We start from the raw sequence: 15,146 nt of genomic DNA, 5'->3' as shown, positions 1-15,146 counted from the left end.
ATCGTTAAGTGCAATGCTCATAAAAAATAAAGTAATATTAAACAAAATCCTTTTGGTTGTTGCTATACTGCTATGTTTTGTTTTTTTATCAATTGTTGAACAGCCCCTTGGATTTTATCAACAAACATTATTTTCAATTATTATTTGTATCGCTGCTATCTTCCTTAATTTTCTCAAAGGAAGGATGATTACTCTGATTCTAATGGGTGTTGGAATACTCATATCATCCCGATATCTATGGTGGCGTTACTCTTCTTCAGTAATCCTGGATGAATTTCCAGACTGTTTATTTTCAGTCACGCTATTAGTTGCTGAGACGTATGCATGGTTTGTTTTATTACTTGGTTACTTTCAGGTTTGCTTCCCGCTGAACCGAGAAAGTATACCCTTACCAGAGAATAAAGAAGAATGGCCCGTTGTTGATATATTAATACCCACATATAACGAACCCTTTACAGTCGTGAAGAATACAGTTTATGGTGCGTTGGCCTTAGACTGGCCAACGGATAAACTAAATATCTGGCTCCTTGATGATGGAGCCAGGGACGAGTTCAGGAAATTCGCGAACGAGTCAGGAATTTACTATGTCGCAAGAGAAACACATGAACATGCTAAGGCCGGAAATATAAATAATGCGCTTAAAATAGCTAATGGCGAATTTGTTGCTATTTTCGATTGCGATCATATACCTTCAGTTTCTTTTTTAAAGAAAACGATGGGCTGGTTTATCGCCGATAAAAAATTATCTATGTTGCAAACACCACATCATTTTTTTTCCCCCGATCCTTTTGAGCGAAATTTGGGACAGTTCCGGCAAAAGCCAAATGAAGGACACCTTTTTTATGGATTAATCCAGAATGGTACGGATACATGGAATGCTTCATTTTTTTGTGGTTCATGTGCAATCATCCGTAGATCTGCTCTGGATGAGGTTGGAGGCATTGCAGTCGAAACAGTAACAGAAGATGCGCATACGTCGTTACGCTTGCATCGTGCAGGTTATAACTCTGCGTATCTTCGCTATCCTCTGGCTGCCGGGCTAGCCACCGAAACATTGTCTGCTCATATTGGACAACGGATTCGGTGGGCTCGAGGCATGATTCAAATCTTGCGTATTGACAATCCATTATTGGGCAAGGGGCTGACATTATCACAGCGCCTTTGCTATCTCAGCAGCATGATGCATTTTTTATCAGGTGTGCCACGCCTGATTTTCTTGTTCGCACCGTTATGTCCTATTTTCTTTTCGGTCAATCTGATCGATGCATCAGTTGCAGATATTATGTCTTATGTTTTACCTTATCTATTTGTTATTATTTTAACTAATTCAAGAGTACAAGGTAAATACAGACATTCATTCTGGAATGAGATTTATGAAATGGTTCTGGCCTGGTATATTACGCTACCAACGCTTGTAGCTTTACTTGCGCCAGCAAAAGGTCGTTTTAACGTTACGGCCAAAGGGGGACTGATAAAAAATAAGTTTGTTGACTGGCGAATTTCCTATCCCTATCTTATTTTTGCTATTTTAAATGTAATCGGGCTGATAATAGGTGTTATTAATGTTTATAGTTTGCAAGGGCATATCGCCATCCTGAATTTTTTTTGTTTGATTTGGCTATTTTATAATACAATTATTATTGGCGCAACTTTGGCTGTTTCTATTGAACAAAAGCAGGTGCGTTTTTCTCCCCGTATTGATGTTTCTTTCAAGGGCGTTATACAACTGGATGATGGACGGCGCTATCCTTGTTCTGTTCTTGATTTTTCCGAAGGAGGATTAGGTGTAATCCTTGATAATATCTCCGACGTAAAAGATATGCTTAAAGCACAGCAATTGTCTCTTTATCTGGATGATAGCAACGGGAAATGTGATATTCCGGTAGAAATAGTTCATGCTTACAATAATAAAATTGGTCTGAAGATTATGCCAATGAGTTATGAACAAAGTGTTAATTATGTAAGAGCAACGTTTTCTCGTGATTCATTATGGCAAGAGTGGAATAATAAAATTAGACGGGACAATATTCTAAAGAGTTTTTTTGAAATATGTTTCATCTCTCTGAAAGGTTATTGCAATATGGTTTTTTATATTCTGCGGACGCTGAAAAGCAGTTCCAAAAGTTAGTTCTAATTTCTGACTGCTAATTAAATATATTGTTTGTGTTTATTATGGTTGTTGAATTTTTTAAAATGGAAAGAAAATTTTTGAGATTAAGTGCTGCGATAATTGGCTTGGGGTTATTATGTTTTTACCAGGCAAATACAGCATCGGCTACAGATACAGTAATCAGTAAGTCTTCCTCTGGAGAAGTATTACCATCTATCCAGAAGACAAATATCTCTGCTTATGCGAAAGAGTCGTCTCGCCATTTTAAACTCCCATTTACACAAATCGCACCAGCGCCAGGAAACATAGTCCTGAATGGCGTTAACCCACAGGGGCAAATTGAGTTTGGTATGCGTAGCGATGAAATAGTATCAGAAGCGAAACTAAAACTTGAATACACACCATCACCGTCGCTGATCCCTGTCCAGTCACAGCTTAAGGTCTATCTTAATGACGAGTTGATGGGGGTATTGCCGATTACCAAAGAACAACTGGGAAAGAAAACGCTGGCGGAAATAACTCTTAACCCATTGTATTTTTCTGATTTTAATCGCTTGCGCCTCGAATTAATTAGTCACTACCAGAGCGCCTGTGAAAACCCGACCAGCAGCAATTTGTGGCTTGATATTGGACGTACCAGTGAACTTGAACTGGTATTTCAGAGACTTAATCTGAAAAATGATCTTTCATATTTTCCTGTACCGTTTTTTGACCCGCGAGATAACCGCACTAATACATTGCCGATGGTTTTTGCCGGTACTCCTGAGACTGGTTTGCAGCAGGCATCAGCTATTGTCGCTTCGTGGTTTGGTGCGCAATCTGGCTGGCGTGGTCACCGATTTCCGGTTTTCTATAACCAGTTACCGGAAAGTAATGCAGTGGTCTTTGCCACTAACAATAGACGCCCGGACTTTCTGCGCGAGCATCCGTTGGTGAATGCACCTGTTATTAAAATGATCAGTCATCCACAAAATCCTTTTATCAAATTGCTGGTACTTTTGGGCCGCGATGACAAAGATTTATTACAGGCGGCAAAAGGCCTTGCACAGGGAAATATACTTTTTCGCGGCGATAGTGTGATCGTAAATGAAGTGACGCCGTTACTGCCGCGTAAACCTTATGATGCGCCAAACTGGGTACGCACTGACCGTCCTGTAACTTTCGCAGAGCTTAAAAATTATGAAGGGCAGTTACAGGCAAGTGGCCTGGAGTCTGCGGCAATTAATGTTTCATTTAATTTGCCACCTGATCTTTTTCTATTGCGTAATCGTGGGGTTGATATGAAGATTAACTATCGCTATACCACGCCAACGATAGGTGGTTCACGCATGGATGTCAGCCTTAATAACCAGTACCTTGAATCTTTCCGGCTAAGTCCGCAATCTGCTACCGATAGATTGTTGTTACGTTTACCGTTATTGCAAGAATTGTTGGATGGTAATAATGGAATTACCATTCCTGCGCTGACGTTGGGGGCGCTTAATCAATTGCGATTTAATTTTGAGTACATTAATACAATGCCGCGTTCTGATGCTGATAGCTGTATTATTTCCAGGCCTCTAAAAAATCATGCGGTTATTGCAGATGATTCCACTATCGATTTTTCAAAGTACCATCACTTTATCGCAATGCCAGATTTACGCGCTTTTGCCAGCTCAGGCTTTCCATTTAGCCGCATGGCCGATCTATCAGAAACGGTTGTGGTTATGCCTGAAAATCCTGGTACAACGCAAGTTGAAACATTATTAAATACCCTTGGACTGATTGGTGCTCAAACTGGATTTCCGGCAATTAATCTGACAATTACTGATGATATAGGTTCTGTCCAGGGTAAGGATTCAGATATTCTGCTTATAGGAACACTTCCGCAAGAATTTGCAGATAAACAGCAAATTAATCTGCTCATTGAGGCAACAACAAGTTGGGTAAAAAGCCCAATGCGGAACACTGATTACGCAAAAATTATGGCAGATAAAAACGATCAAAAACCTGAAATACAAACAACTATAAATTCCCCATTGCCAATGGCGGCGATAGTTGGTTTTCAGTCTCCATATCATACCCAACGCAGCGTAATTGCTTTAATGTCCGAGGGATCACGCGGAGATACGCTACTCAACAATGCGTTAATTAATAGTACAAAACGCGGCAATATTTTTGGTTCAGTCGCGGTTATTCGCGAATCTGGCGTCAATAGTTTACAGGTTGGAGATACTTATTACGTTGGGCATCTCCCCTGGATTGAACGAGTGCAATATGTGTTAGCCAGACACCCCATTCTACTGGCAGTGCTGGCAACTCTCAGTGTGGTGCTATTGGCGTGGGTAGTATGGAGTCTGTTACGTAACATTAGTCGCCGTCGTCTGAACCCTCATCAACAGTAATTCATCATCATTTCTATTTTGCGGCTCCATTCTGTCCTGACTTTATACAGGCAGGGAGCTGCGCCCGTTCTGTTTTTAATAAAAAGTGAGTTAACACCTGATTGAGGCAGGCATGTACAAATTCACCCTAAATTTACTCACAATATCCCTTGGTTTGGCGGTAATGTCGATGGCGAAAGCCACACCAACTGCACACAAGCTGTTAATGGCGCAGATTCGGTTAGGCGAAGACATTCATCGTGAAGATCTGGTCGAACAGTCGCTTTATCGTCTTGAATTGGCGGAACCTGATAATCCAGATGTCGTTGCGGCGCGTTTTCGCTATCTGCTGCGTAAGGGGGATATTGAAGGCGCGCAAAAACAACTTGCCAGACTTTCCCTGCTCGCTCCTGATTCAAAAATATATAAAGCATCGCGCACGGCCATGCGACTTTCTTCGCCTGAGGGGCGTCAGGCACTGCAAATGGCACGCTTACAAGCTATCTCCGGGCGACATAAAGAGGCTATCGACAGTTACGACAAGCTATTTAACGGGGCACCGCCAGATATCGAAATGGCGCTGGAATACTGGGGGGCAATGACGCAAATTGCCTCCCGTCGCAACGAAGCGATTCGTCAGTTGAAAATACTTAATATTGATAATCCTGACTCTGGTGCCATATTTGGGGCGCTGGGGCAGGCGTATTCCCAGAATGGCGATCGCGCTAATGCGGTGGCGAATCTGGAAAAAGCCCTCGCGCTGGATCCGCACAGCAGCAACAACGACAAATGGAACAGTCTGCTGAAGGTGAATCGCTACTGGCTGGCGATCCAGCAGGGCGATGCTGCGCTGAAAGCCAATAATCCCGACCGGGCAGAACGCCTGTTCCAGCAGGCGCGCAATGTCGATAACGCCGACAGCTATGCGGTGCTGGGGCTGGGCGATGTGGCGATGGCGCGCAAAGATTATCCCGCCGCTGAACGCTATTACCAGCAGACGCTGCGCATGGACAGCGGCAACACTAACGCCGTGCGCGGGCTGGCGAATCTTTATCGCCAGCAGTCGCCGGAAAAAGCCGAAGCGTTTATTGCCTCGCTCTCTGCCAGCCAGCGGCGCAGCGTTGATGACATCGAACGCAGCCTGCAAAACGACCGCTTATCACAGCAGGCGGAGGCACTGGAAAATCAGGGTAAATGGGCGCAGGCGGCAGCACTTCAGCGTCAGCGACTGGCGCTCGATCCCGGCAGTGTGTGGATTACTTACCGGCTTTCGCAGGATCTCTGGCAGGCCGGACAACGCAGCCAGGCCGATACGTTAATGCGCAATCTGGCGCAACAGAAGCCGAACGACCCGGAGCAGGTTTACGCTTACGGACTGTATCTTTCCGGTCACGACCAGGACAGAGCCGCGCTGGCGCATATCAACAGCCTGCCGCGCGCGCAGTGGAACAGCAATATTCAGGAACTGGCAAACCGCCTGCAAAGCGATCAGGTACTGGAAACCGCCAGCCGCCTGCGTGAAAGCGGTAAAGAGGCAGAAGCGGAAGCGATGCTGCGCCAGCAGCCACCGTCCACGCGCATTGACCTCACCCTGGCCGACTGGGCACAGCAGCGACGTGATGACACCGCCGCCCGCGCGGCGTATCAGAATGTCCTGACGCGGGAGCCAGCTAACGTTGATGCCATTCTTGGCCTGACGGAAGTGGATATCGCCGCCGGTGACAAAGCGGCGGCACGCAGTCAGCTGGCGAAACTGCCCGCCACCGACAATACCTCACTGAATACACAGCGGCGCGTGGCGCTGGTACAGGCGCAGCTTGGCGATACCGCAGCGGCGCAGCAGACGTTTAACAAGCTGATCCCGCAGGCAAAATCTCAGCCGCCGTCGATGGAAAGTGCGATGGTACTGCGTGATGGTGCAGGGTTTGAAGCGCAGGCGGGCGATCCGGAGCAGGCGCTGGAAACCTACAAAGACGCGATGGTCGCATCCGGTGTGACCACGACGCGTCCGCAGGATAACGACACCTTTACCCGTCTGACCCGTAACGATGAGAAGGACGACTGGCTGAAGCGCGGCGTGCGCAGCGATGCGGCGGATCTCTATCGTCAGCAGGATCTTAACGTCACCCTGGAGCACGACTACTGGGGATCGAGCGGCACCGGTGGCTATTCCGACCTGAAAGCGCACACCACCATGTTGCAGGTGGATGCACCGTATTCTGACGGACGGATGTTCTTTCGCAGTGATTTCGTCAATATGAACGTCGGCAGTTTTTCCGCCGACGCCGAGGGTAAATGGGATAACAACTGGGGCACCTGTACGTTGCAGGACTGTAGCGGCAACCGCAGCCAGTCGGATTCCGGCGCCAGCGTGGCGGTCGGCTGGCGAAATGACGTCTGGAGCTGGGATATCGGCACCACACCGATGGGCTTCAACGTGGTGGATGTGGTCGGCGGCATCAGTTACAGCGATGATATCGGGCCGCTTGGTTACACCGTTAACGCCCATCGTCGCCCCATCTCCAGTTCGTTACTGGCCTTTGGTGGGCAGAAAGACTCCCCGGGTAATACCGGGAAAAAATGGGGCGGCGTGCGTGCCGATGGCGTGGGGCTGAGTCTGAGCTACGATAAAGGTGAAGCGAACGGCGTCTGGGCATCCCTTAGCGGCGACCAGTTAACCGGCAAAAATGTCGAAGATAACTGGCGCGTGCGCTGGATGACGGGCTATTACTATAAGGTCATCAACCAGAATAATCGCCGCGTCACTGTTGGCCTGAACAATATGATCTGGCATTACGACAAAGACCTGAGTGGGTACTCACTCGGTCAGGGCGGTTACTACAGCCCGCAGGAATACCTGTCGTTTGCCATACCGGTGATGTGGCGTGAGCGGACGGAAAACTGGTCATGGGAGCTGGGCGCGTCTGGCTCGTGGTCGCATTCGCGCACCAAAACCATGCCGCGTTATCCGCTGATGAACCTGATCCCGACGGACTGGAAAGAGGATGCCGCCAGCCAGACCAACGACGGCGGCAGCAGTCAGGGCTTTGGCTACACGGCGCGGGCGTTACTTGAGCGTCGGGTCACGTCCAACTGGTTTGTCGGCACGGCAATCGATATCCAGCAGGCGAAAGATTATGCGCCAAGCCATTTCCTGCTCTACGTGCGGTATTCCGCCGCCGGATGGCAGGGCGACATGGATTTACCGCCGCAGCCGCTGATACCTTACGCCGACTGGTAACGAGGTAGAATCAGAAGGTTAAATCTCGGAAATTAAGTCCAGTAAATCAGCGTCGAGCATGTTCTCAACGCTGATTTACTCATTACTACTAAAGGAAGGGCCCCAGGTCGAAATATGATGTTTTAGAACATCACCTTATGACCATATTGCTCAAGAATCCCTTTTACGCGCTCCATGGTTTCTTTTTTCGGTGGTTTCACACCGTCGAGTTTGTACTCTTCGCCCATCGCCACCCACTTATGTTTGCCTAACTCATGGTAGGGGAGGAGCTCGATTTTTTCGACGTTACCCATATCGCGAGTAAATTCACCGAGGCGATGAGCTGAATCGTCATCGTCAGACCAGCCAGGTACTACGACATAACGTATCCAGACTTTCACATTTTTGTTCGCCAGATATTTAGCAAACTCGAGTGTACGATGGTTGGAAACGCCCACCAGATTCTGGTGGATTTCGTCGTTCATCTGTTTGAGATCAAGCATTACCAGGTCGGTCACTTCCAGCAGTTCATCAATTACTGGATCGTAACGACGAACAAAACCGTTAGTGTCGAGACAGGTATGAATGCCTTCTTTTTTGCAGGCGCGGAACCAGTCGCGAACGAACTCGGCTTGCAGGATTGCTTCACCGCCGGATGCGGTAACGCCGCCGCCGGAAGCGTTCATAAAGTGGCGATAGGTCACCACTTCCTTCATTAAATCTTCAACGGTAACTTCTTTACCGCCATGCGTGTCCCAGGTGTCGCGGTTATGACAATACAGGCAGCGCATCAGGCAGCCCTGGAAAAAGGTGATAAAGCGAATACCTGGACCGTCTACGGTTCCACAGGATTCAAAGGAGTGAATGCGACCAATAACTGACATTGCGGTGTTTCTCCAGATGTGGCCCATCTGAGGCCGTGTTGGTGCGCAGCTCGAAGGCTACGTCGAGTCTGTTTTGGCAGTTACCTTAAAGTATAGATAGCTGACAAAAAAGGCTCTCTTGCTAAAAAAGGCCCCACTTTCGTGGAGCCTTTATTGTACGCTTTTTACTGTACGATTTCAGTCAAATCTAATTACATAGACTGAGTGAAGGTACGAGTAATAACGTCCTGCTGCTGTTCTTTAGTCAGCGAGTTGAAACGTACTGCGTAGCCAGATACACGGATGGTCAGCTGCGGATATTTTTCCGGGTTTTCCATCGCGTCGAGCAGCATTTCACGGTTCATCACGTTAACGTTCAGGTGCTGACCACCTTCGATGGACGCTTCGTGGTGGAAGTAACCATCCATCAGACCTGCCAGGTTAGTCTTACGAACTTCGTCGTCTTTACCCAGTGCGTTCGGAACGATAGAGAAGGTGTAGGAGATACCATCTTTAGCGTAGGCGAACGGCAGTTTAGCAACGGAAGTCAGAGAAGCTACAGCACCTTTCTGGTCACGACCGTGCATCGGGTTAGCACCTGGTCCGAACGGCGCGCCAGCACGACGACCGTCTGGGGTGTTACCCGTTTTCTTACCATACACAACGTTAGAAGTGATGGTCAGAACAGACTGAGTCGGGATAGCGTCACGGTAGGTGTGCAGTTTCTGAATTTTCTTCATGAAACGTTCTACCAGATCAACAGCCAGGTCATCTACACGCGGATCGTTGTTACCAAACTGCGGGTATTCGCCTTCGATTTCGAAGTCGATAGCCAGACCGTCTTCGTCACGAATCGGTTTAACTTTCGCATATTTGATTGCAGACAGGGAGTCAGCAGCAACGGACAGACCAGCGATACCACACGCCATGGTGCGGATAACGTCACGGTCGTGCAGCGCCATCAGAGAGGCTTCGTAGCTGTACTTGTCGTGCATGTAGTGGATGATGTTCAGTGCAGTGATGTACTGTTTAGCCAGCCAGTCCATGAAGTGATCCATGCGCTCCATCACTTCATCGTAGTTCAGGAGATCGCCTTTGATCGGTTCAGACTTCGGACCAACCTGCATTTTCAGTTTTTCGTCAACGCCGCCGTTGATTGCGTACAGCATGGTTTTCGCCAGGTTTGCACGCGCACCGAAGAACTGCATTTGTTTACCAACGATCATCGGGCTTACGCAGCAAGCGATAGCGTAGTCATCGTTGTTGAAGTCCGGACGCATCAGGTCATCGTTCTCATACTGCAGAGAAGAGGTGTCGATGGACACTTTAGCGGCGAATTTCTTGAAGTTCAGCGGCAGTTTTTCAGACCACAGAATGGTCATGTTCGGTTCCGGAGACGGACCCATGGTGTACAGGGTGTTCAGGAAACGGAAGCTGTTTTTGGTAACCAGGGTACGACCGTCGAGGCCCATACCACCGATAGATTCGGTTGCCCAGATCGGGTCGCCAGAGAACAGTTCATCGTACTCCGGAGTACGCAGGAAGCGAACCATACGCAGTTTCATGACCAGGTGGTCAACCATTTCCTGCGCTTCTTGTTCGGTGATCTTGCCAGCTTTCAGGTCACGTTCGATGTACACATCCAGGAAGGTGGAGGTACGACCGAAGGACATTGCAGCACCGTTCTGAGACTTAACAGCAGCCAGGTAGCCGAAGTAAGTCCACTGGATAGCTTCCTGAGCGTTGGTAGCCGGACCAGAGATGTCGTAGCCGTATTTAGCAGCCATTTCTTTCATCTGACCCAGAGCGCGGTGCTGTTCAGCGATTTCTTCGCGCAGACGGATGGTCTGTTCCAGGTTTACGCCGTTTTCCAGATCAGCCTGCAGAGAGGTGAACTGTGCCAGTTTGTCTTTCATCAGGTAGTCGATACCGTACAGCGCAACGCGACGGTAGTCACCGATGATACGACCACGGCCATAAGCATCTGGCAGGCCGGTCAGAACACCGGATTTACGGCAACGCAGGATGTCCGGAGTGTAAACGTCGAACACGCCCTGGTTGTGAGTTTTACGGTATTCAGTGAAGATTTTTTTGATCATCGGATCCAGTTCGCGGTTGTACGCTTTGCAGGAACCTTCGATCATTTTGATACCACCGAACGGGATAAGAGCACGTTTCAGCGGAGCTTCAGTCTGCAGACCAACGATTTTCTCAAGCTGCTTGTTGATGTAGCCAGCGTCGTGAGAAGTGATGGTGGAAGCAACAGCGGTGTCAAAGTCAACTGGCGCGTGAGTGCGGTTTTCCAGTTTAACGCCTTCCATTACTTTGTCCCACAGGGTGGTGGTCGCTTCAGTAGCACCAGCCAGGAAGGACTCGTCACCCTCGTACGGAGTGTAGTTTTTCTGAATGAAGTCACGGACGTTTACTTCATTCTGCCAGTCACCTTTGGTAAAACCTTCCCAGGCTGTGGCTAACTTTTCATTAAGCTCGGACATGTAACACCTACCTTCTTAAGTGGATTTTTTATTTACTGCGTACTTCGACAACCATTAATGGCTGTCGTTTTCACGCAGGTAAATGACCCAGTATGTCAACCCAACCAACAAACCACCGCCGATAATATTACCGATCGTAACCGGAATCAGGTTATCAGTGATGAAGTTCATCACGGTCAGGTGAGAAAAATTTTCCGGTGCAGAACCGACAGCGGTCCAGAATTCCGGAGATGCGAAGTCGCGGATTACAATACCCATCGGGATCATAAACATGTTTGCGATACTGTGCTCAAAACCGCTGGCAACAAACATCGCGACCGGCAGCACCATGATAAACGCTTTGTCCATCAGGCTGCGGCCAGAATAGCTCATCCATACCGCCAGGCATACCATCAGGTTAGCCAGGATACCGAGGCAGACAGCCTCAATAAAAGTATGGTGTACTTTGTGGTCGGCGGTTTGTAGGACGTTAAGTCCCCATTGACCATTGGCGGTCATATACTCGCCGGAAAGCCACATTAAAAGCACAAATAACAACGCGCCGACCAGGTTGCCAAAATAGACGTTCAGCCAGTTTTTCGCTAACTGACCCCAGGTGATGCGCCCACTCGCCTTGGCAACAACAATCAACACTGTAGAAGTAAAGAGATCGGCTCCGCAGACAACACAAAGAATCAGCCCCAGAGAGAAGCAAATGCCGCCAACCAGTTTAGCCATGCCAAAGGGCATTGTGCCTGTGCCAGTAGTTGCTGTGATATAGAAGACGAATGCGATTGAGATGAAAACACCGGCGGTAATCGCCAGATAGAAAGTCTTAAGCGGATGTTTCGTTGCTTTATAGACACCTGCCTCTTCGGCCACTTTGGCCATTGCTGCAGGAAGTAAAAGATCAAAAGGGTTGTCAGCTTTCACACTAACTCTCTCTTTATTAAGTCGGCGACGAGATACTAACAAAGCATTATAGATGAGAAATTGATATAGATCATATCTCGCCTGGCTTATAGGCCCGTAACTCGCATGGTTTTTATGCAAATACGGAGTAAATATTTGATTATCCAAATAAAAATAAATTTTAAAAATTAACAAATGAGTTGAATTTTTTCCACATCCTCCGCTAAAACAGTTAATTAAAAGGGAGCATCAGACAAATAAAGTAACAATATCGATCGTATTTACTAAATACAAATTACCGATATTTAACTTTATAATTACAATTATTTTATTAATGCAAATATATGTAAAGCGGGGCATTAAAAAAACGCCCCGTAATATAACTCAGCCGAATCATTAAGCCTACATTGCGTAGGCTATTTGATTTTATTTTGCCCAGAATGCCGCTTTGGCACGCTGCAGCTTTTCGTAGGCTTTTAACAGCGACTGATGCGCAGCAAACGCGTGTAGATCGTTATCTACCGGTTGCAGGCCATAAAACGCCGCTTCGCCACTCATTGCCGCACTGGCCGCTTCTACCGCGTCTGCGCCGTACATACGAACGAAGGCATTCAGATATTGCAGCGGCTGGCGATCTTCTTCCTGCGCCAGTAATAACAATGTTTGCAGGCAGCGATAATAGTTGGCGCGTTCCGGACTGAACACCGATGAGTTAAATTCCATCGTCCATTCAGTCCAGACCAGAGCTTGTTCCAGATCGCCGCCAGCCAGTGCCAGCATTGCTTTTAATTCACCGATACGCAGGGTATACCAACCGTTATCTGACCCGGTCGCCAGACCTAACAGCTCACGCACGCGGGTAAAGTCATCAAAACCTTCTTCATCCAGTTGTTCGATGAGGTTAAGGTAATCTTCTTTTTCCCACTCACTGCCTGGCAACGAAAGAATCGTTTCACGTAAATGGCTGCCCATACTGTTATTTGCCAGCCACAGATCTTCCGCCGGATAAATATCGGACATACCCGGCACGATAATGCGGCAAGCATAAACGCCCAGATGCTCGTAATCGGCAATATAAACTTCTTTATCCTCTTTGTTGAAGATAGCCATCAGCGTGGCAAACTCTTCTTCAGTGGTGCCAGAGAAATTCCAGTCCACAAACGGATAATCGGCATCTTGTTTGAAAAGATCCCAGGAGATCAAACCGCTGGAATCGATAAAGTGCGTTTCGAGGTTAGTATGTTCGGCGACTTCTTCATCATCGAAGGTCGGCGGAGTAAACACATCCAGATCTTTCAGGCCACGACCCTGCAGCAGCTCGGTCACGGTACGTTCCAGTGCAACGCCAAAATCAGGATGCGCGCCGAAGGAGGCAAAACAAGTGCCATTGGTCGGGTTGAACAGTACGACGCAGATCACTGGATACTGACCGCCAAGCGAGCCGTCATAAGCAAAGATTGGGAAACCTTCCGCTTCCAGTGTTTCGATCGCTTCAACTACAGCCGGATAACGCGCAAGTACCTCTGCCGGGATCTCCGGCAAGCTGATGCTTTCAGCAATAATGCGGTTTTTCACGTAGCGTTCGAAAACTTCGGACAACCCCTGAACGCGCGCCTCGTTGCGGGTATTGCCAGCGGACATACCATTGGAAACGTACAGGTTACCGATAATATTCATCGGAATATAGACGGTCTGATTGTCAGACTGGCGCGTAAACGGCAGGCCACATATACCGCGATCGTCATTACCTGATTGCAGATCAATCAGCATACTGCCGGTCAATTCATTTTCCGGGTCGTAAAATGCGCGCAGACGGTCATCAAGCAGGCCTTCCGGCACATCGTCGTTTTCGGTTAGTGGAAACCATTTTTCGTTGGGATAATGGACGAACGGACCGTTGGCGATAGTTTCGCCCAGCCAGAAATCAGCAAAAAAGTAGTTGGTTGAGAGACGCTCGAAATATTCACCCAGAGCAGAAGCCAGCGCCGCTTTTTTGGTTGCGCCTTTACCGTTGGTAAAACACAGCGCGCACTCTTTGTCGCGAATATGTACAGACCAGACGTTAGGCACCGGATTCAGCCAGGAAGCTTCTTCAATCTGAAAACCGAGGTCGGAGAGTTTTTGCTGGAAGCGAGCGATGGAATCTTCCAGGGCGGCATCTTTGCCGGGGATAAATGTTTGTGTCATGAAAATCACTTTAGTCGTACGGAAAGCGCGCAATAATACGGGTTTTATCTCAAAGGCGCTATCACCGCCGCCACGCCGGTGAACTGTTGACTATGCTTTTAGCGGATAAATTACGATAAGAGCATAAAAATGAAGGCGTTCGATCTCCACCGTATGGCATTCGATAAAGTGCCGCTGGATTTTCTTGGCGAAGTCGCTCTACGCAGTCTCTATACCTTTGTACTGGTCTTTCTGTTTCTTAAAATGACAGGTAGGCGTGGAGTGCGGCAAATGTCGCTGTTTGAAGTGTTAATCATTCTGACACTGGGGTCGGCAGCAGGGGATGTGGCGTTTTACGACGATGTGCCGATGATCCCGGTGCTTATCGTCTTCATTACCCTGGCGTTGTTATACCGCCTTGTGATGTGGCTGATGGCGCACAGTGAGAAACTGGAAGATCTGCTGGAGGGCAAGCCGGTTGTCATTATTGAAGATGGCGAACTGGCCTGGTCGAAACTCAATAACTCCAACATGACGGAATTTGAGTTCTTTATGGAGCTACGATTGCGCGGTGTAGAGCAGTTGGGGCAAGTACGTCTGGCGATTCTCGAAACCAACGGGCAAATCAGCGTCTATTTCTTTGAAGATGACAAGGTGAAGCCGGGGTTACTTATTTTACCCAGTGATTGTACCCAGCGTTATAAAGTGGTGCCGGAGTCGGCGGACTATGCCTGCATCCGTTGCAGTGAAATCATTCACATGAAGGCGGGTGAAAAACAATTATGTCCGCGCTGTGCAAATCCAGAATGGACGAAGGCAAGTCGGGCAAAACGAGTGACCTGACAGCAAAAATATCGGTTTTTTTCCAATAATCCGAGATTTTCTATTGTGTGACGCGTACCGCATTTTGGCTCTCAACGGTTTTACCCATTGCGATGCGTGTCACTGAATGATAAAACCGATAGCCACAGGAATAACGTATTACCTGCGGTCGCAATCGATTGACCGGGGTTAATAGCAACGCAACGTGGTGAGGGG

General features: G+C 48.1%; 8 protein-coding genes. 4 read left to right on the top strand and 4 right to left on the bottom strand.

Going from position 1 to position 15,146, the window contains the following annotated elements:
• Positions 1–13: 13 nt before the first annotated feature.
• The 3 genes from bcsA (at position 14) to bcsC (ending at position 7,714) form a co-directional block, all read left to right on the top strand.
• The gene (gene bcsA, locus LG381_RS18540) at positions 14–2,128 is read left to right on the top strand and encodes a UDP-forming cellulose synthase catalytic subunit (RefSeq protein WP_225762745.1); all 2,115 of its coding nucleotides are present in this window, start codon (positions 14–16) and stop codon (positions 2,126–2,128) included.
• 44 nt (positions 2,129–2,172) lie between these two features.
• Complete coding sequence (gene bcsB / locus LG381_RS18535; RefSeq protein ID WP_225762744.1) at positions 2,173–4,494, top strand: cellulose biosynthesis cyclic di-GMP-binding regulatory protein BcsB; 2,322 nt, start codon at positions 2,173–2,175, stop codon at positions 4,492–4,494.
• Positions 4,495–4,606: 112 nt separating this feature from the next.
• On the top strand, positions 4,607–7,714 hold the full coding sequence (bcsC, locus tag LG381_RS18530; RefSeq protein WP_225762743.1) for a cellulose synthase complex outer membrane protein BcsC: 3,108 nt from the start codon (positions 4,607–4,609) through the stop codon (positions 7,712–7,714).
• Positions 7,715–7,836: 122 nt separating this feature from the next.
• Here the strand turns inward: bcsC and pflA are convergent, their stop codons facing one another.
• From pflA to ycaO, 4 genes are all read right to left on the bottom strand, one after another.
• On the bottom strand, positions 7,837–8,577 hold the full coding sequence (pflA, locus tag LG381_RS18525) for a pyruvate formate lyase 1-activating protein (protein WP_000111043.1): 741 nt from the start codon (positions 8,575–8,577) through the stop codon (positions 7,837–7,839).
• Between the two features lie 191 nt (positions 8,578–8,768).
• Positions 8,769–11,051: a formate C-acetyltransferase gene (gene pflB, locus LG381_RS18520; protein WP_001292820.1), complete on the bottom strand. Its 2,283-nt coding sequence runs from the start codon at positions 11,049–11,051 to the stop codon at positions 8,769–8,771.
• Positions 11,052–11,105: 54 nt separating this feature from the next.
• The gene (gene focA / locus LG381_RS18515) at positions 11,106–11,963 is read right to left on the bottom strand and encodes a formate transporter FocA (protein ID WP_175119213.1); all 858 of its coding nucleotides are present in this window, start codon (positions 11,961–11,963) and stop codon (positions 11,106–11,108) included.
• Positions 11,964–12,368: 405 nt separating this feature from the next.
• A complete protein-coding gene (gene ycaO / locus LG381_RS18510) occupies positions 12,369–14,129 on the bottom strand; it encodes a 30S ribosomal protein S12 methylthiotransferase accessory factor YcaO (protein WP_105281410.1) in 1,761 nt (586 codons plus the stop codon).
• 129 nt (positions 14,130–14,258) lie between these two features.
• Here ycaO and LG381_RS18505 point away from each other — a divergent pair, with 129 nt between their 5' ends.
• Complete coding sequence (locus tag LG381_RS18505; protein ID WP_225762742.1) at positions 14,259–14,951, top strand: DUF421 domain-containing protein; 693 nt, start codon at positions 14,259–14,261, stop codon at positions 14,949–14,951.
• Positions 14,952–15,146: the final 195 nt, after the last annotated feature.

Origin of the sequence: Escherichia sp. Marseille-Q3837, from assembly GCF_916618735.1 — a bacterium.
Taxonomy (GTDB): Bacteria; Pseudomonadota; Gammaproteobacteria; order Enterobacterales; family Enterobacteriaceae; genus Escherichia; species Escherichia ruysiae.
This window is presented reverse-complemented; position numbering and strand designations above follow the sequence as displayed.

Excerpts from the sequence above, each read along its gene's own strand:
- bcsA (WP_225762745.1), top strand. The coding sequence starts at position 14 with ATGCTCATAAAAAATAAAGTAATATTAAACAAAATCCTTTTGGTTGTT.
- bcsB (WP_225762744.1), top strand. The coding sequence starts at position 2,173 with ATGGTTGTTGAATTTTTTAAAATGGAAAGAAAATTTTTGAGATTAAGT.
- bcsC (WP_225762743.1), top strand. The coding sequence starts at position 4,607 with ATGTACAAATTCACCCTAAATTTACTCACAATATCCCTTGGTTTGGCG.
- pflA (WP_000111043.1), bottom strand. The coding sequence starts at position 8,577 with ATGTCAGTTATTGGTCGCATTCACTCCTTTGAATCCTGTGGAACCGTA.
- pflB (WP_001292820.1), bottom strand. The coding sequence starts at position 11,051 with ATGTCCGAGCTTAATGAAAAGTTAGCCACAGCCTGGGAAGGTTTTACC.
- ycaO (WP_105281410.1), bottom strand. The coding sequence starts at position 14,129 with ATGACACAAACATTTATCCCCGGCAAAGATGCCGCCCTGGAAGATTCC.
- LG381_RS18505 (WP_225762742.1), top strand. The coding sequence starts at position 14,259 with ATGAAGGCGTTCGATCTCCACCGTATGGCATTCGATAAAGTGCCGCTG.